Source organism: Butyricimonas paravirosa (assembly GCF_032878955.1).
Classification (GTDB): Bacteria; Bacteroidota; Bacteroidia; order Bacteroidales; family Marinifilaceae; genus Butyricimonas; species Butyricimonas paravirosa.
Genome location: NZ_CP043839.1, coordinates 159,068 through 183,473, shown reverse-complemented (window position 1 = coordinate 183,473; position 24,406 = coordinate 159,068). Strand labels below are relative to the sequence as shown.

The 24,406-nt window shown below is 41.1% G+C and carries 16 protein-coding genes and 1 tRNA gene; 4 read left to right on the top strand and 13 right to left on the bottom strand.

What is annotated here, in order from left to right; translation table 11 throughout:
- Positions 1-59: 59 nt before the first annotated feature.
- The 9 genes from F1644_RS00690 to F1644_RS00650 form a co-directional block, all read right to left on the bottom strand.
- The gene (locus tag F1644_RS00690) at positions 60-3,428 is read right to left on the bottom strand and encodes an ABC transporter permease/M1 family aminopeptidase (RefSeq protein ID WP_118302424.1); all 3,369 of its coding nucleotides are present in this window, start codon (positions 3,426-3,428) and stop codon (positions 60-62) included.
- 29 nt (positions 3,429-3,457) lie between these two features.
- A complete protein-coding gene (locus F1644_RS00685) occupies positions 3,458-3,865 on the bottom strand; it encodes a hypothetical protein (RefSeq protein WP_118302427.1) in 408 nt (135 codons plus the stop codon).
- 4 nt (positions 3,866-3,869) lie between these two features.
- The gene (locus F1644_RS00680) at positions 3,870-4,313 is read right to left on the bottom strand and encodes a hypothetical protein (protein ID WP_147344449.1); all 444 of its coding nucleotides are present in this window, start codon (positions 4,311-4,313) and stop codon (positions 3,870-3,872) included.
- Positions 4,314-4,347: 34 nt separating this feature from the next.
- Positions 4,348-5,430: a TlpA disulfide reductase family protein gene (locus tag F1644_RS00675; RefSeq protein ID WP_118302431.1), complete on the bottom strand. Its 1,083-nt coding sequence runs from the start codon at positions 5,428-5,430 to the stop codon at positions 4,348-4,350.
- 61 nt (positions 5,431-5,491) lie between these two features.
- The gene (locus F1644_RS00670) at positions 5,492-7,072 is read right to left on the bottom strand and encodes a PKD-like family lipoprotein (RefSeq protein WP_118302433.1); all 1,581 of its coding nucleotides are present in this window, start codon (positions 7,070-7,072) and stop codon (positions 5,492-5,494) included.
- A gap of 12 nt (positions 7,073-7,084) precedes the next feature.
- The gene (locus F1644_RS00665) at positions 7,085-7,903 is read right to left on the bottom strand and encodes a DUF4843 domain-containing protein (protein WP_118302435.1); all 819 of its coding nucleotides are present in this window, start codon (positions 7,901-7,903) and stop codon (positions 7,085-7,087) included.
- Between the two features lie 12 nt (positions 7,904-7,915).
- Positions 7,916-9,400: a RagB/SusD family nutrient uptake outer membrane protein gene (locus tag F1644_RS00660; protein WP_118302437.1), complete on the bottom strand. Its 1,485-nt coding sequence runs from the start codon at positions 9,398-9,400 to the stop codon at positions 7,916-7,918.
- Positions 9,401-9,411: 11 nt separating this feature from the next.
- Entirely contained in the window at positions 9,412-12,738 is a 3,327-nt protein-coding gene (locus F1644_RS00655) for a SusC/RagA family TonB-linked outer membrane protein (RefSeq protein ID WP_118302439.1), read from the bottom strand.
- Between the two features lie 86 nt (positions 12,739-12,824).
- Entirely contained in the window at positions 12,825-13,991 is a 1,167-nt protein-coding gene (locus tag F1644_RS00650) for a FecR family protein (RefSeq protein ID WP_118302441.1), read from the bottom strand.
- A gap of 279 nt (positions 13,992-14,270) precedes the next feature.
- Here F1644_RS00650 and F1644_RS00645 point away from each other — a divergent pair, with 279 nt between their 5' ends.
- The 4 genes from F1644_RS00645 (at position 14,271) to F1644_RS00630 (ending at position 19,731) form a co-directional block, all read left to right on the top strand.
- The gene (locus F1644_RS00645; protein WP_229782380.1) at positions 14,271-16,820 is read left to right on the top strand and encodes a S9 family peptidase; all 2,550 of its coding nucleotides are present in this window, start codon (positions 14,271-14,273) and stop codon (positions 16,818-16,820) included.
- A gap of 90 nt (positions 16,821-16,910) precedes the next feature.
- Positions 16,911-17,378: a CYTH domain-containing protein gene (locus F1644_RS00640; protein ID WP_087420183.1), complete on the top strand. Its 468-nt coding sequence runs from the start codon at positions 16,911-16,913 to the stop codon at positions 17,376-17,378.
- Positions 17,379-17,458: 80 nt separating this feature from the next.
- On the top strand, positions 17,459-19,489 hold the full coding sequence (locus F1644_RS00635; RefSeq protein ID WP_189021486.1) for a transketolase family protein: 2,031 nt from the start codon (positions 17,459-17,461) through the stop codon (positions 19,487-19,489).
- Between the two features lie 169 nt (positions 19,490-19,658).
- Positions 19,659-19,731 (top strand) — tRNA-Met (locus tag F1644_RS00630).
- A 269-nt stretch (positions 19,732-20,000) separates the two neighbouring features.
- On the opposite strand, the gene F1644_RS00625 is transcribed toward F1644_RS00630, so the two are convergent.
- The 4 genes from F1644_RS00625 to F1644_RS00610 form a co-directional block, all read right to left on the bottom strand.
- Positions 20,001-20,528, bottom strand: a complete 528-nt coding sequence (locus F1644_RS00625) for a GNAT family N-acetyltransferase (protein ID WP_118302445.1) — start codon at positions 20,526-20,528, stop codon at positions 20,001-20,003.
- Positions 20,529-20,545: 17 nt separating this feature from the next.
- Complete coding sequence (locus tag F1644_RS00620; RefSeq protein ID WP_118302447.1) at positions 20,546-21,469, bottom strand: EamA family transporter; 924 nt, start codon at positions 21,467-21,469, stop codon at positions 20,546-20,548.
- 93 nt (positions 21,470-21,562) lie between these two features.
- Entirely contained in the window at positions 21,563-23,695 is a 2,133-nt protein-coding gene (locus F1644_RS00615; protein WP_118302449.1) for an ankyrin repeat domain-containing protein, read from the bottom strand.
- A 49-nt stretch (positions 23,696-23,744) separates the two neighbouring features.
- On the bottom strand, positions 23,745-24,311 hold the full coding sequence (locus F1644_RS00610; RefSeq protein ID WP_087420179.1) for a Crp/Fnr family transcriptional regulator: 567 nt from the start codon (positions 24,309-24,311) through the stop codon (positions 23,745-23,747).
- Between the last annotated feature and the right edge of the window lie 95 nt (positions 24,312-24,406).

The window sequence follows — 24,406 nt, the reverse complement described above, 5'->3', positions numbered from 1 at the left end:
ATTCTGAATTTATTATCGTCTCTATATTAGTGTTTTCGCCTTCTCGATTATTACTACATTCATGACTTCTTCACCCACTTCACCGCATCCGCAAAAACCAATTGTTCCGGGAAAGCCCCTTTATCATGTAAAATTAGTTTTACTTTACCCTTGACTAGCGGGAGAACACCTACTTGGATCCAACCACATTGAGGCATTTGTTGCTGGTAAGAATATTCTTCCTTTCGTCCGAGATTGTCTGACAGATAAATGTTTTGCAGTCCATTTCGGAGAAACGACATCACAATATCCGCACGATAATCTCCTTGCTCCAACGTGTAATAATAGGCCACTGAATCAGCTTGCCTTTGGTACCTGAAATCCAGGTCTAACTTGTATATAGACACCCCATACTCTCCTTGTTCCGGAATTTCCGTTTTCCATTCCGCACGGGCCTGGCTGTTTTTCGTCTTTTTACCTAAAAAACTCCGTACTGGAAAACCGTAAGCATCTATATAAACGGAACTAACCCATCCCGGGGCATTGTCGGTCAGAAAATCGACCCCACTATCTTCCACGATCATCTTATTCTGCAATAATTTCCCTAACAAGGATTCTTTCGTCTCCGAAGCGAAAACATGAAATCCTTGATCCTCATTGTCCACGACAATCTCTCCTGAAGACGGTAAAAAGCAAGAGGGTTCCAACTTTTTCCGTCCCGCATGAACAAGCGCTTCCTGGGGAAATTCCATGAAATTGTAAATATAATTACCCGGGATATTCTGCGCCAAATTAGATTGCAAGATCACACCTCCTACACTATGGGATAACGGGAAACAAATCCGGGAACATTCACCGGCCCGGATCATAAAATCCCCTACATTCAACAAATCTCTTGAACCATCGCCTTTATCCGTGTACGCGGAAATAATTCCGTTCACGTCTGAAGAATTCCATACACTGAAAGCAAGCATCGGCCCTTCGTTTCCCTTCCCCGTGTATTGTTCAATATCTTGTACACGAAGTGCGGCAAGTCCATGTTGGTCATACAATTCGCATGTTGCCTCAACAAGATCGAAATTAAATTCACGTTCAAATTCTTCCGCCAGACATTCGAAAGTAACGCGAGAAAAAGAATTCCTAGATCGGAAATTGTTCATGAAAACAGCAAAACTATCCTGATTCACTTTTATATTAATCTGTTTTCTCAAATAAGCGGCTTTTAGCTTGTAAATGGCATCTAAATCACAAGACTTTCCCGTTCCTTTCAATACATCTCGTAAACTTTGCGAAGAAAGAGTCCGTATCGCTTTATGTTCACCGGTTTCTCCGACCTTGTATAATTCCCATTGTATATCAACTTGATTATTTGCTCGCATTCCTGTCATAATTCGATTAATGCCCGGAAAATTTTCAGAATAAATGTAATCGCTAAAATCAGTAAACATGGGAAGAATTGAAGCCGGATTCTTTATTATTTCCGGTGTAATTTGCTGCCCGGCAATAAAATCCGGCAACGCCATTTTTCTCAACACGCTAATTTCTTCCCCTACATTCGCCGTACAAAAATTACGAATCGCCTCACTTTCGATCTCTGTTCTAGAACTTCCGGTAACGGCTTTTTCTCTTTTATCCGCATACTCCTTTACGGGAAGATAATCTGATTGATCGCAACAATTTTCCGGTTTAAAGATTAATTCCGGTTGAATCCGTTCACTCCTTTTCCTATTTTCGCCACGATAAGCACAAAAACTAACCGGGGTTTCAATGAAAGCCAATTTATGAAAAGGATAAACTTCTCCGGTTAGTTTTTCAAAATATGCTTTAGCCTCACCAATTCCTTGCACAAGCCCTTCTCTAGTCGCCTCAAGCGAAGAGAACAAGGCTCCTTTTTCATCAAAATAATACAATTCAAAGCGAGTATCGTCAATCGTAATCTCTCGTTTATTATACCTGCCCATGCACAATGTTAATCCCGGCAATGCGTGAGCATGATCAAAACGGGTTCCATCCCCCGTTTGTGAAGCCTCCCCTTGAGATATAACGGTATAACTTGAATCATGGATAACGGTTAACACGTAATCCGTAAAATACCTGTCGGCAAATTGTAATGCCACGGGAGATGTCTGAAACTCCACAGTCGGATACCATAAACATTCGGGAGTTAACAACGTGTATTCATCATCAACCAAAGCTGTATGTTTCCCGTATCTCAAAATATTAATACTCCATTGTGTCGCGTAATAATCCTGATCCGGAATATCTAAATAACAAACACTCTCGTCAATTTCTCCGGCATAACGAATCACGAACTCTTTCGCCTCTCCCGGCTCCAAAGAATGGTGTAATGATATGGCAAAATCTTTTCGATCGAAATTCACGCTAGTCTCTCCCGTCGTTATGTCATCAACATATAATCCGGGATTCAGGAAAAGGAAAAATCCATCTATTTTTTCCCGGTAGGGATTACGAATAGTCAGCGTGTCATTCACGATCATCCGAGTTCGATGTTGGCTATACTCGATATGTTGACGGATAATTTCCACACGTTTCCGTGTTGCATACTCCATGTACAATTTCACAAACTCCTGTCTTTTCTGTCGGTCTTTTTCAAAATGGAAATAATAAGTTCCTCCTACCCAGATTCCTGTAATCAGCACAATAACCCCCATCCATTGTATCCATCGTCTATTTCCGGGATTATTCGGTAAACGTTTCAATCTAACTACAGATAGCAACATGAAGGCAATACCTAACATGGCAAATGCGATTCGTTGAGTCACATACGGGAAAAGTCCCACGTGTTTTCCCGTGGCATCCGAGAACACATTAGGTATCGAAATCGCCAGATAGTCCAAACTGCCATATAAATAATCCGTCAAAACAAAAACATTAAAAAAGATATATCCTATCAAGCACAATAACGCCACGGGCCATATTTTTATCGTGACGGTTATCCACAAAGTTATCCCGACCAAAAACAATAAAGAAGGGAGAGTTAATGTCATGAAATAAAATACATACGGGGAAAAAACAGGAGATGATTGCATAGAAAATTGATGGAACCCCCATGTAATCACAATGACCAGCACGTTCAACACCACGAAACTCCCCACAACAGCCAGTAATTTCCCCATTGCGTAATCGCCATTCCCATGAGAACGTGTGCTTAGCGATTCAAAAGAGTCTAAAGAACGATCTCTCCGGATAAAATCACCCGCTATAAAGAGGATAAAAATTCCCTGAATAAAATTGAAAAGAAAAGCACTCACGAAAGGAATCGAACAAGATAGTGCATTCAGAAAATGAATAGGAAAGTCCACTTGTATAAACCATTGAGCCGCCAGACTCCCACCTACCAATAAAAACACGAGAAAAATGAATAACCAATTTCTCCTTAGTAGCTTTGCCTCATAGTGACTGATTAATAGTATTTGATTGATATTCATAATTCTCGCGTTTTAAGTTATTAAAATATTTAAGCCATTTCTACATAAATCTTTTTAGGTAATATAAAATATGATTCCCACACCTCTTCTATTTCCTCTCTCTGATTTTGAGAAAAACGATAATCACCCAATATTGTAACAGTTATAAACAAAAATTGATTACTAGGCATCATTAAATCAACAATTGGTTTTGTATACCAAAGTGTCGGATTTTCCACATATACATTAAAATGATGAAAAACACTAATCTTAAACGAAACCCTTCCATCAACATCAGTTATTCCATGATAATTTTTCCCGCCAGCTTCATGGACTGAAATACCCATTCCTTTTATAGGATTACCGAAATTATTACCAACTAAAGTTATATACAAATTATCTTGTCCAAATGAAGCCAAACCACAAAGAACGAATAAAATCATTAAATACTTTTTCATAACATCATAAATTTTTATTATTATATTTCTTTCTAAAAATTTTATACCCTTGTAATGCCATAAGTAGCATAACTGCACCTATCTCCCACCACATCCACGAAAGACTTTTACTAGCATTTAAAAGTTTCATCTTTACAATTGGAGATCTATTCACCATATCATTTTTCCAAGTGACACGAACTTCCTCGATTGGTTCATACCCTTCTTTACTAAATTGGAGATAATACGTTCCAAAGTTTTGTATTTCTATTTTCTTAATCTGCCCTTTAAAATCAGTTTTATTAACAACTTCCTCTTTTACAAACCGATGAAGACTATCATATACAATTACTTTAGGTTTATCAATAGGATTCCCTTCTGAATCAAACACGCCAATCTTTATTGCAGGTTCAACATACTGTGGTTGAGCTTGTGTCAGCAAACTGGTTCCAGATAAAAGTCCTAACAAACACACGAATTTTATTGCTAGATGTATCATTTCTTCATTTATTATTTTTTACAACATGCTCAATTTCCTCCATTCCCGGATTGGTATCCAAAACCATCCCATCCGGAGAAATCAAGTATAGAGTAGGCAAAAATTCTACCTTATAATCATCGGCTGTATCACTTCCGTTTATCTCCTGATCAACACGTAATTGTTTCCACATAGGTTGATCCTCTTCCACGGCTTTTAACCAATCCTCCTTTTTCTTGTCACAGGAAATAGCAATCACTTCAATCCCTAATTCTTGCAGACGACCATATTCTTTTTTCAACTCCTTAATCTTCATGCGACATGGTTTACACCAAGAAGCCCAAAAGTCAATCAATAAATATTTCCCCTTGTAATCCGACAATTTTACGTTTTCCCCCTTTAGATCCGGCAAAGTAAAATCCGGGGCTTTACCCGTTAATTGTTTTTGTTTTGCCGCCTCATATTTTTCCATGATCTCCTTTCTTATTTCCGAATCAGGTCCATCCCCCATTGCTTTTACAGCTCGTGTGAATAATTTAAAATCATAACTGATTATCCACATATTATCCTGTACCAACATGGCCGCCACGAAAGTACCACTGAAATCAGTCACCATATCCAATAGCAGATCGTTCCCTTGTTTCCATAATCGTTCATTTTCTCGTCCCAATGACTCTAAATCCCCTTCATCCCTTGTTTCTGCCATTCGTTTTTGCAAATCGAACCTTTCCGTCGAGTTCTTCTCGATCTTTTCGAGATGAGCGTTTAACCGGGATTGCATTCCTTCCTGCCCGGTCTCGACTAAATAATTATTACCTATCTTTTTCAACTGGTACTCTCCGGGTTCTGAATAAAAATAAACTCTTCCACCATAGTTTCCCATATTTAAATAAAGCAAACGATTCTCCGCCTTACCTTTTAATGTAAAAGTACGATCCCCACGTACCGTACTTTTTGCAAGAGTATCAGCACCTTTCCCTTCCCTCGAGAGTAAATAAACTTCAGTGGCTTTACTATTTTCGGGCAGGGTACCCTGAAGGGTATAATAATCCGAAGGTGTACATGCTAGGCACGCCACACCCAATACAATACAATCTATAATTTTCATGTTATAAGAGGTATATATTTCAAAGGAGACGCTTCAAGCATCTCCTTTGAAAAACGATTCATTAAAAAGAACTAGGAAAATAACTATAACTAACCATAGACATAGACGGATCGACATAATGCATCTTCACCACTTTCCCCTCTCCTTCCAGCACGCGCACCGGCTTTCCATAAGGCTTACCTCCTAGAATCTCGTATAAATACACTTTATACTTTCCATCCTTATGAGTAGCAAATACCAAATAATCAAAGTTTTTATCAGCATTATCAGAACCCGACCAGTAACGATTACTAATATAAGTAATCTCTTCTCCCGTAGCCATATCCGTCGGTCGAAGTAACTCTTCCGTATTCTGTACCAGATCATACATATACAATTGATTATCGTTTACAAAATACATCACTTTAGCTGTCAACTCATTCACGGCAAACAGATTCGCCCCGTTCAATTTAGACGAAGTTGCAACTTCTGTTACCTTTTCAATCGGGTTAGAAGGATCCATTCCCAACACTAACTGGTAAATATAATGTTTTCCTGCAGTATTCTCATCTTCAAACAAAGCATACCCTGTACTCTTTTTATCCATGTAATTCTTTCCAAAGAATTTCAGATGGTGAGTTATACCGTTAGGCTTATTTGGCTTTTCTTCATTATTCTCGTCTAAATCACTATAAGTATGCAAACTACCATTATAGTCCAAAAACAAAAAGCGTCCTTTCAATTCGTCTAAATAATAAAAACAAGTACTTGCGAACACACCGTTTCGATTAGGCTTTGTTTCTTCGTCATCATTTACCATAGCGGGGAATCCGAACTTTCCCGTTCCTAACAAATCCCAAAGGGATGCCTGTGTGGAAAAGTATGCTCCTTTATCAGAAATATATCCGACCCCGTATGCATTTCGCCACACATAATACGGCTTTTCTTCGGGAGCCTCACCACCAAGGAACATGTTACTATGAGTATAAATCGTACTCATATCCTCGATATTAGAAATCCGGACATCCTTCTCCGTGCAAACAGTTAAAGCCTTCGTGATCACGTATTCTGCCGTGGTTTCATCAACAAAACAATATCCGGGATCTAAGCCTAAGCTAACTGGCGCATCAGGCATATGTTCCCCATCCATTTTCAAGAAAATATTATCCACTAAACTGTTATCAGAAGCGTGCAAATCCACGTCTGTTGAATTTCCCATATCTTTCAACAGGTAGAAACCTTCTGAAAATTTAGTCACCACGCTCAAAGACATCACCTGATACGTTTCCAGCTTATTGCTCTTATTCGTTACCCGAAAGGTCAAATCATAAAACCCTTGTTTAATATTTACCGGAAAATCCAACACCCGATCAGTTCCAATCGTGTCCAGTATTATTTCTATTTTATTGGAAGTCGTACCCGACCCTTTCGTCAGGTTCAACGTCCATAAATATTCAAAATCACTCTCCCCACCCGTTGCCGTAACGGTTGGTTCCAGATGAAGAACATCCTGGTAGGACGTTTTCGTGTAACTCTTTTCCAATCCTTCAGTATTAATCGTACTGATTTCATGATAGTCATAGTTTCCCTCGTCGTCATAACATGCCGAAACAAGTAACGCGAATAAACAGACTGATAATATATTGTATATTTTCTTTTTCATAACTTGTCATTATTATCTTTCATACCGGGTAAATCTAACTAACGCTCCTTCCGTTTCACCGGGCTCCGGTGCCTCTCGAAGAGGTTCTTCACCTCTGGCAGCTCTAGCCTCATTTTCAGCAGCCAATTTCCGAGTGAAGAAATAGAACCAATAATCCGTCATTCCCATGTCAACACTATTCGGATTGCCAACTAACGAATAGAAAAAGTCATCGTTCATCTTGATTCCTAAATCTGCCGTGGCATCAATCATAAACTGATGCTTCACTTTACCATATTTTCCAGCGAAATAATACGATGCATAAAAATCCCAGTATTTCGGTTGCATCAATATATCTGCCACCCGAATGATCTTCTTCTGATATTTTTCGTAGCCGGGAATAAAGTTTTCATTGTGACCGATCTGAACACATAATGTCACCTCCTGTTGTTTTAATGAAGGATCACGTTTTAATATTATCGGAAAACGTACGGTATTTTTTCCCGCTGGAATCTTATAATAATCGGCAACAAGCGGATCATCAAAAGCAATATAATGCTTTCCTACCACGGCTTGTTCTCCCTCTCCTTTCTTCACTTGTTCCAGTGCAAACGAACGTTCATGATCTTCGACATACCCCATCGTTTCAACTTCCAACCAAACGGTATCGAATACCCGGGTTTCAACATCGTAAACAAATGTACGAGGAATCACGGTATCGGCCATCGTGAATGGCTCATATATAAAATTCAAACGATTCTCCGGTGAATTATACACCCCCATCTCATCTTCACATGCGAATAATCCGAAAACCGGTAATAACCATAGTATATATTTATTTATCTTTTTCATAGCTTTCTACTTTTAATTTGCGTTCAGTTCTGTACTTGGTAATGGCACAATATAATCCTGTTCGCCAACCTCCCGATCCGTCTTCCATAACATATTTTTTATTCCCAAACGTTTGTAAGTATAGAACATTTGTCCTTCTCCAAAGAATTCTCTACGATATTCCCGGATTATCTCGGTCATCAACTGTTCTTGTTGTAAAGGAGACGCATCCACGTTTCTCGCTTTCATATAAGGAATATAAAGAGCATTAGCCTCTTTCAGCGTGGGAGCAGATTCGATAGCAATCAAGTACATCTCGGACAAACGAATCAATGGAACCACCTGTTTCTGCGTGGCCAACACTTCCATATCCGTGTTCGTGGTTGAGGACGGTTGATTGTACTTTTTTAGCAAAGGTTTTATAGCTCCTTGATTATCAGGTGTACGATCCCACACTTGCACTCGGTTATTCACGGCCGTAGATTGTCCGGCAAACAAATCATTATTAAACTGTTTTTCTGTAAGGTATATTTTTTCAGCTTGATCTGATTTAAATAATTTCTCTGTATTACTTTCAATCTCGTAATTACTTAAAGCCAAAATACACTCTGAAGGCAAAGCAAAATTACTACTACTAATATCTCCCGCTCCCGCCAATTCCAAAACTTTCTTACCATTCTTATCGACGGCATCAATAATTTCTTTTGCTGCAGTATATGCTTCTGTTTTCTTCCCCATATACATATACAACCTTGCCCGAATCGCTTTCACAGCATAATAATTGAAACGGAAACGTCTAAATCCCATAAACTCGTCCGCCAGCTCTACATTATAATTTTTTGTATCGAAGAAATTATCTAATTCTTGGAAAGAATAAGTAAATAACGGATCATGATCTTTAAACAAAGCTTCAGCCGCATCTAAATCAGCAAGAATCAAATTCGTGAAATCATTATATGAATAATGCGGAATCATCACCGTGGACACGGTTTTAGCATACGCCAAAGATACCTGTTTATCAGAATTTTGCGGCATTTGCCCAAACAAACGTAATATTTCCATGTGACAAAATGCCCGAATCGTTAATGCCTCTGCCTCTACAATTGCCCGCATATCCTCGTTCGTGATCACCTCCTTATGCTCGGGCATATTCTGTAGTATAATATTGGCTTGGGCAATTGTATTATACATCTCCCCGTAAATTGCGGATATTAATGTCTTCGGATAATCGTTTTCATATTTGAAAGCCTTGAGATCCTCTGCCCCCCGATAATTACTCTCCTGATAACTCCAATGTTGGGCCATAAATTCAATATCCGTAATCGTCAAACTTAGCCCATATAAATTTTTGGAATTCAATTTAATATAGCAGGCAGTCAAGGCATTTTTAAACCCAGAAACCGACTCGAACATATCTTTTTCATCGGTTTGAGTCTCCGGCTTTACATCCAGCCAATCATTACAAGAGGCTAGTGATAAAGTTGCGAATAACGTGATATATAGTAAAATTCTTTTCATAATACCATTGTTTAAAACATTAATGAAAGGGTTAAAGCCAGTCTGCGGGCAAACGGATAAGAAGTTCCTCTTTCACGCTTGATAGAAGAAATATAGAATATATCCGACATATTAGCCCCGATACTGATTGTCTCAACTTTCCACTTGTCACGCAGGAAATCTGAATGTAACCGATACTCCACACTGGCACTTTGGAATTGGAACACGTTATCATCCATCACGAAACGGGAAGTCGCTTTTGTCTCCACGGAACCGTATCCCTTGTAAGGTTTCACGTCTCCAATATACTGCCATCTCTTTTTCAACACCCGACTATCAACATTATTCTTATCAATTTCGCCATTAGTCACTTCCACCTTGTTAAGTAATGTCTCGTTATATTGTTGTCCTCCCCATTGATAAGCAAATGACAGATTAACAGAAAGATCCTTCCAAGCAAAGTAAGTACTGATATTACCCCTGTATTTGGGCTCATCAACTCCAAAATAACGCTTGTCGGATGGATTCCATTTATCCGTGATATTCCCATTCTTATCCAAGAAAATTTCATATCCGGTACTCGGATCAATTCCCATGGAAGGAACAGCCCAAATTGAATTCTGTGCATACCCTTCATACAATAACTGATTGATCTCTACATTTTTTGACTTATAAAGCTCATTCTGCCGTTTGATCGCTTCTGAGAGCTTGGTAATTTCATTCTTCGTGTAAGCTAATTTTGCTGTCATAGACCAGATGATATTCCGGTGCGTATCACGCATTAAATATCCACTAATCATGGCCTCGTAGCCCGTATTTTTCACCTCTCCCACGTTATCCACGTAAGAACTGAATCCGTTCGCCAAAGGCAAATCCATTTGAGACAACAAATTAGAAGTCTTTTTACTATAAATATCGAAAGATGCCGACAAGCGTCCGTCGAAAAGTCCAACTTCAACACCACCATTTAATTGCTTGGTAACCTGCCATTTCAACTTTTCATTTCCTAATCCCATCAACTCAGACCCGTTCCAAATAATGTAACGTTTTCCCGTGTAACTCTGGAAGGTTGACAACGCCTGGTAGGAAGAAAACTGTTGAGATCCGGTTTCTCCATACGATCCTCTAATCCGAAGATTATTCACGATATTCTGATTCTGCATGAACTTCTCGTTATGCACGTTCCACCCGATACCGGCACTCCAGAACGGGGCAAATTTATTTTTTGTCCCGAACAACGATGAACCATCCACACGGAATGATAAATCCATGAAATAACGATTGTTATAAATGTAATTGACATTCCCGGTAAAACCAACCCGACGAGACAACTCTTCCGTACCTTTCGGTACCCCATTTTTCTCATACTGCAAAGCATTACCAATGAAATCCAATTTACCATCAGGAAATCCTTCCACGATAAACGTGTAGAAGTGATTTTTCTTCTGGGCTATAGAGTAATCGAATCCGGCATATAGCTGGTGTTTTTCATGAAATATCTTTGAATAACTCAACGTCACGTTTGCATCGATATTAATATCCTCACCCGTTCCGTAAGTATACTTTCCTTTGCGAAAATAACTATCACTATCTGTAGCAGTCGCAAAAGTCGTGTGATCGGCAGGTAAATAATTATCAGAAGTACTATTTTTCTTTTGTAAGCCTAATTGAGCTCGTAAACGCAAATCATGATTAATGCTCCATTCAATAGAAAAATTATTCGTGATCAAGGTATATTTATCCTCGTCGATTACCCCCAACTGGGCATTATAAAGCGGGTTATACTGTTTTGTCCCTTTTATCGTGTACACCTTGATATATTCTCCATTCTCATCTTTTATCCGGTAATACGGATTCATTTTGGCATAATCAGAGAATGTTCCATATTTACTTTCTTTTCCTTTGTTTATATCAATACTAGTCTGATTCTTAAAGAGCACATTCTTCACGGAATATGACAAAGTTACCGTACCACTGAAAGTATTTCTCTCGGATCCCTTCATCGCTCCTATAACAGAATTATAAGAAATATTTGTTCCCCAACGAAAAGACTCATTTCCACCCTCTAGACGCAAATTATATTTCTGACCAATACCGGTCTGTACCGGTTGGCTCAACCAATGCGTGTTCACACCTTTCAACACCTCCGAATATAATTGACCATATTTCTCCTTTAACGCCCGATCGTTAACGACATCATCTTCATCATCATAGAGTCCGACAATCCGCTCCAATTCCAACTTGTCACGGGCATTCAATAAATCGTATGAAGAAAGGTCTGGCATTTCAATATTCATTCCTCCTTGCACGTAAATTTTCAATTTACCGGCTTGAGGAGCCTTCGTGGTAACAACAATAACACCATTTGCACCCCGAGAACCATAAATTGCCGTGGCAGAAGCATCTTTCAGTATGTTGATACTTTCAATCTCCTCGTCATTAAAATCCATTAATTTCTGCAAAGTAATCTCGAATCCATCCATGATTACTAACGGAGCATTCAGTTGTTTGGATGCTTGTTGATTTAATTCATCCACGCTCATGGGTAAAGAGGAATTACCCCGGATATTAATCTCTGGTATCACGTTCGGGTTACTTCCCAAAGCATTGTCCATCACTACATTGATTGAAGGGTCGATGTTACGCAACGTGGCTAACAGATTTTGGCCTTTGTACATCTTCAACTCTTTGGCAGAAACGGCCGTAACAGCCCCCGTGTAACTTTCCTTGGATTTCGTGAAAATACCGGTTACAACCACGTCGTCCAATGTTTCCGAATCCTCGACTAACTTCACGTCTAGTTGCGTCTTCGAACCGACGGCAATTTCTTGAGTCTTCATCCCGACGAAAGAGAAGATCAAGACTTGCTCACTATCACCGGGTATTTCCAATTTATACTCCCCGTCAGCACCAGTTGCCGTTCCCAAGGTCGTACCTTTAATGATAATCGTAACTCCCGGCAACACGTTTCCTTGCTCATCCGAAACCTTACCTGTAATTGTTTTCGATTTTTTTTCTTCTTGGCTTACAGCCTTTTTACGAATAATGATCGTCTTACCATTTATCTCGTAACCGAGATCAGTCCCTTTAAGACAATCCGTTAAAATTTGTTCAATCGTTGCATCTTTAAAAGCAACATCTTGCCGGGCAAATGATTCCAGATTCACGTCACGATAAACGAAATCATAATCAGAATTCTTACGGATCTCACTGATAATCTCTTTTAAAGACGCATTTTTCAATGAAAACGTAATCTTTCTTTCCTGCGAATACGCATTCAGACTAATTTGGGTTGTGAAAATTAAGAAAAGGAGGAATAAAAACCGCCTCTTCCCGACGACATTAGAAATTTTCTTCATAACTTTGTTTTTTGAATTCAACAATTCCTCACGCCCTGTGCCAACAGGGAGTGAAATACGAAAAGTAGTGTTAGCAGCGCTACTTTTTATTTTACAATAACCGTGTTATCTTTTATTTCAAATTGTACTTCTCCGGTTTTACCAATTAATTCTAATACTTGAGTAAATTCTTCGTGTTTTTTCATGTTCAAAGAGAATTGATATGAACGCAATTCATCCCGACTATAGAATACATCAATGTTATACCATCGTCCCAAGTCGGTCAGGATTTTTTCCAACGGACAATTATCATACACCAAACGTCCGTCCACCCATGCCAAGTACAAATCGACATCCACGTCCCGAACTTCCAACCCCATCGTTGATTTATTAAACAACACTTGTTTATTCGGAACAAGCTTCACACTTTTACCTTCCACCCTTACCGTTACTTGACCACTTTCCAACGTGGTTTGTATATCCTTTTCGTCTTTATATGCCCGAACACCGAAAGTAGTTCCGGTAACCAGCACTTCCAATTCTCCGGCTGTCACTACAAAAGGATGTTCCGTATTTTTCGCCACTTTAAAATAGGCTTCACCGGTTAAATACACCTTACGCTCCTTACCCTGAAATTTCACAGGGAAGCTTAACGTTGATTCCGAATTTAAATAGATCATCGTACCATCCGACAGGGTAAGTAAATATTCTCCACCCCGAGGAATCTCCAACGTGTGAAAAATTTCCGTCGTGTCGGGAGAATCAATATCCCTGTATTTTAAAGATCTGGCGCTAACCAATAATAAACTGTCACTCTGAGCCAGATCAGAACGTAACACCTCGTTTTCCAGATCAACTTTACGCCCATCGGGTAAAATCAAAACGGCCCGGGAACCGGGAACTTGCACCTCATTCTTAGCTATCGGAAGAATTTCGGTTTGTTCTTTATCCCCGGAAAAATAAAAAACACCTCCCACGCTTAATATTAACACAATAGCAGCCGCATACGGGAACCATTTTATCTTCCGAACAGAACGACCGGATCGTGCTTTCTGTTGGAGTTGCCGCCATCCTCTCTCCTCCTCTTCTTCCGTTTTCACGAAACGGGAAATACTTTTTTCCACGTGTTCGCTTGACAACATTCGTTGAAAAAGTTCTTCATGCCTCGGGGAAACCGATCTCCATTCGTTCAGTTCTTTCTCCTGCGCATTGTCCGTCATTCCCTGTACATGCAGGAAAATCAACCGGGCTATATGTTCTTCTTTGCTTAACATCTTTTTTGGCTTTTATACTAAAGCGATTTGGGGTGCGTTTGGTGTAATAAAAAAATCACTTTTTTTCTCACTTTTTTATTATCATCTCTGTATTTGCAAGTTAGCATCTTCGTTTTCTGGCAATAGATGTAGAACTGATACAAGAGCATCTATTTATAAATCATTGATTTACAAGAAAGATATTTATAACGCTCCAAAAGATGCAATCAACGGGGTTACAAGTTAAAATATAATCCATATTTTTGCGAAAGAGAATTCAAATGATCAAAACACAATAAAATGAGAAAACTATTATTTTTATTCATGCTGATCTGTACCATGCAGTTACACGGGCAGACAGTCAGGGAATGGATGGGATTACCTCCCGTCCCGGTAGAGTTTCCGGCTTTCGGGGACATGAAAAACGTGGAAAACAAAACATTTTCCCAAGCGGATTTACTAACTCTTTCCACGTTTAATATCGAAAACCTAACCCCTGCCGTGGGCGAACAAGAACTACAATATCACTCTCTGACTTGGGAAACTGCAACCGTGAATGATAACATTGTTATCTCCCAAAATAAAAGTACCGTTCCGGCAATTGGATTGTATGCCGTTTACGCGGAAAACACGCAATGGATGAGCGGGAAACTGCAATTTTCATTTTACGGGAATGCCGAAGTTTACGTGGATGGAGTGAAAAAAATCACGTACACCAGCCACAAGGGAACCGAAGCCGTAAACCAAGAATGTACCCTGCAATGGGTTCCGGGAAAACATTCCATCATCGTGAAAAGCTTGCAAACGAAAGAAAGCGACAAACTATTTTCAGCTCAATTTATTGCAGATCCCGATTTCAAGGATGCCCCGGTGGAATTTACCTTATCCCCCAAACGCGGGAAAAATATACTGGATGTGCTTAACGGTCCCAGGATCGGAGGAATTCAAGTTTCTCCCAGCGGAAAATACCTGATCATGACAGAAGGTGAGATTATAAAAGGTAAAAGCAGTTCCATGACGAACGTGTACAGAATTGCCGACAAAGAAATCGTGTACACGTTCTACGGCAACAATGTCAGTAACTTGACTTGGATACCCGGAGAAGACAAGTTGTCTTACCTGATAAAAGAAGGAACGGGAAACTCCCTATACACCTACGACATTGAGCAACAAAAACTGGAACGCCTGTTCCGGGACGATCAGACGATCAGTTCTTTCTCGTGGTCACCGGACCGGAGTTATCTTATCTATTACAAAAATGAGAATTACACCCCGAAAGAATGGGAACTCCGCAAACTCGACGGGATCGAAGATCGACAGGCTTATTATCGCAATCGGTATTTCCTATGCAAATATGATTTGGCAACGGGCATACATACTCGCTTAACTTGGGGAAACCAAACGACTTCCATCATGGACATCAGTCACGATGGTAACCAAATTTTAATCAGCACCGGACGACCGGATTATAACGAATACCCGTACCGGAAACAATCTGTCTACCTGTTAAATGCCCGCACGAATCAACTTGACACGCTCTGGAAAGACCGTCTGGTTGACATTCAATGTGTCTTTTCTCCCGATGATTCAAAATTATTAATTGCCGGAGCGGCTGACGCTTTCGGACAAATCGGGGTAAAGATTGCTAAAGGACAGATCGTGAACGGATACGACACGCAGCTATACATTTATGACTTAAATTCCAAAGAAGTAACTCCGATTACAAAAGATTTCAATCCCGCTGTCTCCAACTACATCTGGCACACCGACGGGAATATCTATATCGTGGCCGGGGATACCGATTACGTTTACTTATTCCGGTATGGGAAAGACGGGAAAATCACGAGAATAGAATGTCCGGGTGATCTCGTACAAAAGATCAGTTTGGCTCAAAACGGGAATACCGGGATCTACACTGCCTCAGACGAGAGTTACCCGACGCGGGTCTATACCTTGGACTTGGCAACCCTCAATGCACAAGAATGGGCCGATCCGCAAGGTGAACAATACAAAAATATAGAATTCGGACAAGTAAAAGACTGGGACTACAATTACAAGAAAGGAACCACGATAGACGGACGCTATTATCTTCCGGCAAATTTCGATCCCAAGAAAAAATACCCGATGATCGTGTATTACTACGGGGGAACAACCCCGGTAGAAAGGACTTTCGGAGGAAGATGGCCATTCAATCTATACACTGCGAATGGATATGTTGTATATGTAATGCAACCCTCTGGTGCAACCGGGTTCGGACAAGAATTTTCAGCCCGTCATCAAAACAACTGGGGTAAAATCACGGCAGACGAAATCATTGCCTGCACGAAATCATTCTTGAAAGCACATCCTTTCGTGGATGCACAACGTGTCGGATGCATGGGAGCCTCTTACGGTGGATTCACAACCATGTACCTGCAAACCCGCACGGACATCTTCGCTTGTGCCATTTCACATGCCGGAATTTCCTCCATTTCCAGTTACTGGGGTGAAGGCTACTGGGGATATAGTTACAGCACGAACGCATCGGCTCATGCTTTCCCGTGGAATCGAAAGGACATCTACGTGGATCAAAGCCCGCTATTCAACGCGGACAAGGTAAAAACCCCCATGCTTTTGTTGCACGGTACGGCCGATGTAAACGTACCCACGGGTGAAAGTATCCAGTTCTACACCGCGCTGAAACTCTTGGGTAAAGACGTGGAACTCGTATTAATCAAGAATGCCGATCATGCCGTCGTGGATTACAACCAACGAATCATCTGGGGTAACACCATCATGGCTTATTTTGCCAAATACTTGAAAGGTGAACCCGCTTGGTGGGAAAATATGTACAAGGACAAGAACTTATAAATAATTTAAAATTGAGGATGTAGAATTTAAAATTGAATGCATCTAAATTCTACATCCTACATTCTACATTCTACATTCTAAATTAAAAAAATGGCACAGGAAATTGAACGTAAATTCTTAGTGAAAGGGAAATTCAAACCGGAAGTATTCAAATCTACCCGCATCACGCAGGGGTATCTCTCTTCCGTGCCGGAACGTACCGTTCGGGTGCGAATTAAAGGAGAACAGGGATTCCTCACGATCAAGGGAAAAGGGAATCATTCCGGCATCAGTCGTTACGAATGGGAAAAAGAAATACCTTTAAACGAGGCGGAAGAGTTATTACAACTCTGCGAACCCGGTGTTATCGACAAAACCCGTTATCTTGTAAAAGCCGGGGAACACACCTTCGAAGTGGATGAATTTCACGGGGAAAATGAAGGTTTGATCATGGCAGAAATCGAATTAAAGACAGAAAACGAGAATTTCATAAAACCTGCATGGCTTGATAAAGAGGTGACTGGGGATGACCGGTATTATAACGCCATGTTAACAAAACATCCGTACACGAAGTGGTAAAGTTTTTAGATACTTTGATTTCCCGACAGAAAAGCATACCTTTGCCGAAAATTTAAAATTTTCATCAAAAAAATATAGGCATGGATAAGATCCTTAATCGAGCAGCGGACAACATCCGCATCCTTTCAGCTTCTATGGTTGAAAAAGCCAAATCAGGGCATCCGGGAGGTGCAATGGGTGGCGCTGATTACATTAACGTGTTGTATTCTCAATTCTTGAACTTCGATCCGGATGATATGACATGGGCAAACCGGGACCGTTTCTTCCTTGACCCCGGACATATGTCCCCGATGTTGTATTCTATGTTGAGCCTGATCGGCACGTATAGCATGGAAGACTTGAAAAACTTCCGTCAATGGGGAAGTGTAACCCCCGGACACCCGGAAGTGGACTTCAAACGAGGCGTGGAAAACACCTCCGGTCCTCTCGGTCAAGGTCATGCCATGGCTGTCGGAGCTGCTATAGCAGAGCGTTTTCTGGTAGCTCGTTTCGGAGAATGGATGGCTCACAAAACGTACGCTTTTATCTCTGACGGTGGTATACAAGAAGAGATTTCACAAGGAGCCGGACGTATTGCCGGAACATTGGGATTATCCAACTTGATCATGTTCTATGATGCAAACGAAGTGCAGTTATCTACCCGTGTAAATGAAGTAACTCACGAGGACACCGCGGCCAAATATCAGGCTTGGGGCTGGAACGTGATCACGATCAACGGGAACAACGCTGACGAGATCATCAAAGCATTACAAGCCGCCAATGCCGAAAAAGAACGTCCGACATTGATTATCGGTAAAACCTTGATGGGTAAAGGGGCCATGGGTGCTAACGGGGAAGATTTCTCCGACAAAGTTTCCACTCACGGACAACCCTTAACCGGGGCCGGGGCTTCTATCGAAAAGACGATTGAAAACTTGGGTGGCGATCCGCAAAACCCGTTCACAATCTTCCCGGAAGTAGCCGAGTTCTACGCTAAAGTACTTGATGAAAAACGGGCTTACGCCAAAGCTAAAAAAGCAGAACAGGCAGCTTGGGAAAAAGCAAACCCGGAATTAGCAGCCAAACTGCACAAATTCTTATCCGGTAAAGCTCCCGAAATTGACTATAAAGCAATTCAACATAAAGCAAACATTGCCACACGTGCCGCCTCGGCTGACGTGCTGGTAGCCTTGGCTCAACAGGTAGAGAACATGATCGTTTCTTCTGCCGACTTGAGTAATTCTGACAAGACCGACGGATTTATCAAAGGTGGAGCCCGCAACCTCGTGAAAGGAGATTTCAGCGGGGCATTCTTCCAAGCCGGAGTTGCAGAGTTGACCATGGCTGTAATCTGTAATGGTATCGCTCTTCATGGGGGTATCTTCGTGGCTTGCGGAACCTTCTTCGTGTTCTCCGACTACATGAAACCTGCCGTACGTTTGGCAGCGTTGATGGAAGTTCCGGTGAAATACGTTTGGTCTCACGATGCCTTCCGCGTGGGAGAAGACGGACCGACTCACCAACCGATCGAGCATGAAGCCCAATTGCGTTTGATGGAAAAATTAGAGAATCATTCCGGAAAGATGAGTTTGTTGGCTTTGCGTCCTGCCGATGCAGCCGAGACTTCCGTTGCCTGGAAAATGGCTATGGAAAACACCTCCACCCCTACCGCTTTGATCCTGTCCAGACAAAACATCACGGATCTTCCGGGAACAGATCGTTATGACGAGGCTTTACAAGCAGAAAAAGGTGCTTACGTGGTATGCAAAACCGGAGAGAACCCGGATGTCGTGCTAGTTGCTTCCGGTTCTGAAGTTTCTACTTTAGTGGAAGGAGCCAAACTTCTTCAGGAACGGAAAGGGATCACCGCACAGATCGTGTCTGTGATCTCTGAAGGTTTGTTCCGTCACCAGCCACAAGCATACCAAGAACAAGTTATCCCGGCTAACAAATCGAAATACGGACTGACAGCAGGTTTATCCGTTACCTTGGAAGGTTTGGTTGGTTGCAATGGTCGTATTCATGGTGTAAACCATTTCGGATACTCAGCCCCTGCCAAAGTATTGGATGAGAAATTCGGATTCACCGGAGAATGTGTATTCAACGAAGTATGTGAAATGTTAGGAAAGTAATTTTCTAACACGCTAAATATCAAACGGGAGTAACCATGGTTACTTCCGTTTTTCTTTCCTTTCGTGACAACTAATTTTATTTATTCTAAAAAAAGAAGGAAATACTTGCATACACGATAAATATGTACTATCTTTGCCGACGCAAAACAGAAGATGTTTTGACTGATATTGCGGGATGGAGCAGTTGGTAGCTCGTTGGGCTCATAACCCAAAGGTCGTCTGTTCGAGTCAGGCTCCCGCTACAAAATAAGGATCGAGAAATCGATCCTTATTTTTTTTCCTCTTCCCCCTTATAGCAAACTTAATTTTCAGCCACCCCTTCTCTATCCTTACACTAAAACACCAAGGGAATACAGACACGACACTAATATAGCATATACATATACCAATGTTCATGCTATGTACTTGATGTGTTCATGCCATGTTCATGATCAAAGGAAAGGATAGTTCAACTTTAGCAAAAGTGTAGGTTATCATTAAATAAGTAGCACGCCTAAAGAAAGTTTCCTTATTATCGATTTTCTCTATAAGCCACCTGTTTTATCCGCTCTATGAACTCCTGTAAACGATCGGATTTCCGGTTACCCATAATCCAAAGATTACCGACTTCAATGTCTTTATCGTAAGAAGGCTGCATATACGTCTTGTCGAGAATCTCATACCCGTTACGACGATAGTAATTCACCCGGCGAGTGGTCATCTCATCCGTGGTCGGTTCCACTTCCAACAATCGCATACCGTCTAAATGTTCCGCAATATAATCCAACACCTGTTGCCCGACTTTCAGATTACGCATTGGGGTAAAAACGGCTAAATGTTCAAGGTAATAAAAATCCCGCATATCCCAGTAGATAAACAAACCGGCCAAAACACCATCCGTCTCTATGGCATTAAAATGCATCTCCGTTTTTTCCCGTATCAACCGTTCCAATTGCTTGATATTTCGCCTCTCCTCCTCCGGGAAAGCCTCCTTATAGAGTGGGATAAGTTTTTGTAAACGAATATCTGTCGGCTCCGTTATTCTAATCAAATTTACCATAACACGAATCTTTAATTTTATTTTCTTATTCTTATAAATGCCGGGATCAAACGTTTCATAGAAAAATGTCCCGGATGACTGGATAGGATCACGATGAACACGGCTACCAGCACGATAACAACTCCCAGTATCTGCCCCAACCCGAAACGTTCTCCCAAAAACAAAACTCCCATACTTACTGCCGTCAAGGGTTCCATACATCCCATAATAGCGGCCGTGGTTGACCCCACGTGCTGTATTGCCAATATTAACGTTAAATCGGACACAAGGGTTGGGATTAAAGACAGCAAAAAGATATGCACCACGGCATTCGCGTTCGGCATCATATCCAATCCCTGCCCTTTTAACAGGATGTTGGCTCCAAAGATGATTGTACAACAGAACAACATATAAAAGGTCATTTTTAATCCACCCATGTGCTGTATACAGGATTTATTTACCCCAACGATATATATGGCATAAGTCACCACGGTCGACAATACCATGAAAAGTCCTTTCCAACTCATCACTCCTTCCCCTTCACCACTACTTAATAAATAGACTCCCAGAATAGCCAGAACCGTGGCAATGATTACCGAGAGTGATATTTTATCTTTGAAAAAAGCAATCATGATAGCGGTAACCAACACCGGATAAAGAAAATGAATCGTTGTGGCCACCCCGCTAGGAATGTACAGGTAAGATGCTGTCAGAAAAAGTGAAGTAGAGGCATACGCTCCTCCTAACAGGAACATCGTTCCAAACTCCTTTAAAGTTATCCGAAGGTCCACACGCCGTAAAAGCAAATAGGCTCCCACGACCACCGCGGAAATGGCAAAACGATAAAATAATACGGAGTCCAATCCCACCCCCTCTTGCATTGCCGGAAGGGCAAACAATGGAATCAACCCGAACGTGGATGATGAAATCATCGCTAATAGTACACCTTTCAACTGCCGCATTTTATTTTCTGCTTTTTAAATTAACGGCCCCAAAGGTCTGTAAAATTCCCGACTTTTCAATTTACATATGTAAAAAATGTAATTCCTATGTCCTTAATCTGCAAGAGCCTCCCGTCTCCGTTGAATAATGCCTATTAATTCTATCAATTCCTTCTGTCCGGTTGTTGTTGCCAAATCAATGCAGGAATTCCCCTTGGCCGTCTTAATTTCAAAGTCAGCTCCACTCTCCAGTAAATACTTAAACAGATCTTTATTCTTACGTATGGCAGCAATATGCAAGGCTGTCTGGTGGGCATCATTGAGAGCATTAATATCAGCACCTAATTCAAGTAACAATTGAACCATATCCTTGTACCCATGATTTGCCGCCCAATGAATCGGAGTATCCCCGTCAACATCAGCACGGTGTACATCCGCCCCATTCTCCACCAGCATTTTCACGATTTCTTTCTGATTACCGACAACGGCATGTTGCAAGGGGGTCACTCCTGCATTATTCTGCGGGTCCGGTTGCACCCCGATACTCAACAACAAGCGAACATTTTCCTTCGCCCGACGATAAGCAGCAATATGCAAAGGCGTATCCCCGTAATCGGTTGGCGTTTCCAGATCATAACCCAGTTTCCACATTAAACCCAAAACATCAAACTGACCACTCCGGGCAACATAGTGAATCGGTTGTAACCCTTCATTATCACGGATATTCCCATCAGCACCACGAGACAACAACAAGCGAACCATTTCCTTTTGACGGAAAGCCGCGGCGATATGCAGGGCTGTCTGTTCATCCTTATCCATGTAATTAATATCCAACCCCTTATCCAGCACGAAACCCGCTAGCGCCACCATTCCCGCTTTAGCGATATAATGCAGTGGAGTACGTCCATGATCATCTACATAGGTAATATCAATATTCCCGCTTTTAAAGAGCATTTCCGCCACGCCCCGTTGCCCCGCAATACAGGCTTTCATAAAGGCGGCATCTAAATCGTCCGGGGTTGCAGTGATCGTGATTTGTGACTTTTCGATCAAACTGATAATCGCCCGTCGATTCTTTTGTAAGGCCAATTTATAAGGACTGACATTCTGTTCATTTCTACAATTCGGGTCTACACCTGCCTTTAACAACAGACTTACCCGTTCCAAATCATCATCCTGTACGGCATAGTACAAAGGATTATTCTGCCGGAAATCCTGAGTATCAGCATAAGCACCTCTGGTCAACAAGTGTTTTAATAATAAAGCATTACGGTTGCGGAATTGTCGGTCAGTTGCCTGCGCGCAGACAAAGAAAGGCGTACACATACCATTATTTAATGCATTTATATCCGCTCCCTTTTCCAACAACAAATCGATACATTCTATTGTCTGGGGAGTTGTCTCTTTTACCAGTATATGTAAAGGAGTATTACCATACTTATCTCTCTCTGTCACGTCAGCCCCCTTTTCCAGCAAACAACGAATCAACTCTATATTTTGCTTTTTACAAGCTAGATGTAATGGTGTCTCGCTATCCGTATTGGCCACGTTCACATCAACCCCGAAATCAATCAATAGCGACACGATTTCCACCTTTTCCCCGTCACAAGCTATATGTAACAAGCTATTATTTCCTTTCCCGCAAAAAGTCCGAACATCCGCACCTTTCTCCAATAACTTACGCACAATACGTCCTGTCGTGTGCTTACATCCAAAATAGAGAGGTGGAAGATCGTCATAAGTCATCAGATTTACATCCAGATCGTCTCTTTCCAACAATACATCCAACATGATATCAGGTTCATTTTCCTCTGGCGGGAATACTTTATTACGATCAAAAAGTCCAATATAAGTATTACGATAACTTTTCAAACGTTCATGCAGAATAGAATAACCACTCCGATCCTGTTCATTGATCTCTCCAACATGGGATACTAGTAAACGAATGATACGTTCGGTATACTCATCCGCGTTAATACGGCCAAAACTCTCCAGATCCAAACCATTTAACGGTTCCACCCGTTCAAGAAACAAGGGCAAAAGTTCCATCAAATCATCATAACGATTATAAAAAAGATAACTTTGAAGTAATTGACCTATATAATAGTATGGCTGTTCCCTCCCACCTGAAGTGACCGGGGTATCCGTGAGATCAAATCCCGTTTCCAGCAATTGACGAATAGCTCCCGTATCACGGCGACCAATAGCCACTCTCATTGATTCAAATTCAGATTGTTCCATTTTCATATTCCATGAATTATTTACCTCATATCCATAATTTTAATTGTAGTTTAGATCATTGGATTCCTGCCCTGATCCTACTTAACGACACCTGAGAAATTCCCAGAAATGATGCGATATGACGAAGCGGAACCTTCTTTAGAATCTCCGGTTCCCGTTCAACCAATAAATGATAGCGTTCCGAGGCAGACATGAAATAACGTTCCATGAATAATTTCTCGAATTTCAATATAATTCCGTCAGACATCCGTCGTCCCCAATTTGCCAGTTCAATATTGGAATCAAATAAACGATTTAATGTTTCGTTTGATATTTTCAACAGGTCACATTCTTCCAGTAACTCCACGTTCTCATACCCGGCAGTTGAAAACATATACCCGTTCATCGACAAAAGGGACATACCCTCGGAGGCAAACCAGATCGTAATATCCTTATCCTCCTTATGGAAAAATCCCCGGGCAAATCCTTTTATTACAAAATAAGTATATTTTGCAACCGTTCCTTCTCGCATCAATAATTCACCTTTAGGAAGAACAACTCTTTCCGTGTGACCGAGCAATAAACGAACGGTTTCATCCGATAACGGGTAAGCCTCCCTTATTTTCCTGATAAAAACCTCCATGGTCCAAACCTTTTCGGCAAAGATAATGTAAAATTGAGCAGAAACTTAAAATTAACTGCTCACATGTATAATTTTTCTATAAAAGAAATAAAATC

Coding starts and splice junctions, on each gene's coding strand:
- F1644_RS00675 (WP_118302431.1), bottom strand. CDS start 5,430: ATGAAAATTATAGATTGTATTGTATTGGGTGTGGCGTGCCTAGCATGT.
- F1644_RS00645 (WP_229782380.1), top strand. CDS start 14,271: ATGAGAAAACTATTATTTTTATTCATGCTGATCTGTACCATGCAGTTA.
- F1644_RS00625 (WP_118302445.1), bottom strand. CDS start 20,528: ATGGTAAATTTGATTAGAATAACGGAGCCGACAGATATTCGTTTACAA.
- F1644_RS00610 (WP_087420179.1), bottom strand. CDS start 24,311: ATGGAGGTTTTTATCAGGAAAATAAGGGAGGCTTACCCGTTATCGGAT.
- F1644_RS00665 (WP_118302435.1), bottom strand. CDS start 7,903: ATGAAAAAGATAAATAAATATATACTATGGTTATTACCGGTTTTCGGA.
- F1644_RS00670 (WP_118302433.1), bottom strand. CDS start 7,072: ATGAAAAAGAAAATATACAATATATTATCAGTCTGTTTATTCGCGTTA.
- F1644_RS00655 (WP_118302439.1), bottom strand. CDS start 12,738: ATGAAGAAAATTTCTAATGTCGTCGGGAAGAGGCGGTTTTTATTCCTC.
- F1644_RS00635 (WP_189021486.1), top strand. CDS start 17,459: ATGGATAAGATCCTTAATCGAGCAGCGGACAACATCCGCATCCTTTCA.
- F1644_RS00690 (WP_118302424.1), bottom strand. CDS start 3,428: ATGAATATCAATCAAATACTATTAATCAGTCACTATGAGGCAAAGCTA.
- F1644_RS00650 (WP_118302441.1), bottom strand. CDS start 13,991: ATGTTAAGCAAAGAAGAACATATAGCCCGGTTGATTTTCCTGCATGTA.
- F1644_RS00685 (WP_118302427.1), bottom strand. CDS start 3,865: ATGAAAAAGTATTTAATGATTTTATTCGTTCTTTGTGGTTTGGCTTCA.
- F1644_RS00640 (WP_087420183.1), top strand. CDS start 16,911: ATGGCACAGGAAATTGAACGTAAATTCTTAGTGAAAGGGAAATTCAAA.
- F1644_RS00660 (WP_118302437.1), bottom strand. CDS start 9,400: ATGAAAAGAATTTTACTATATATCACGTTATTCGCAACTTTATCACTA.
- F1644_RS00615 (WP_118302449.1), bottom strand. CDS start 23,695: ATGAAAATGGAACAATCTGAATTTGAATCAATGAGAGTGGCTATTGGT.
- F1644_RS00620 (WP_118302447.1), bottom strand. CDS start 21,469: ATGCGGCAGTTGAAAGGTGTACTATTAGCGATGATTTCATCATCCACG.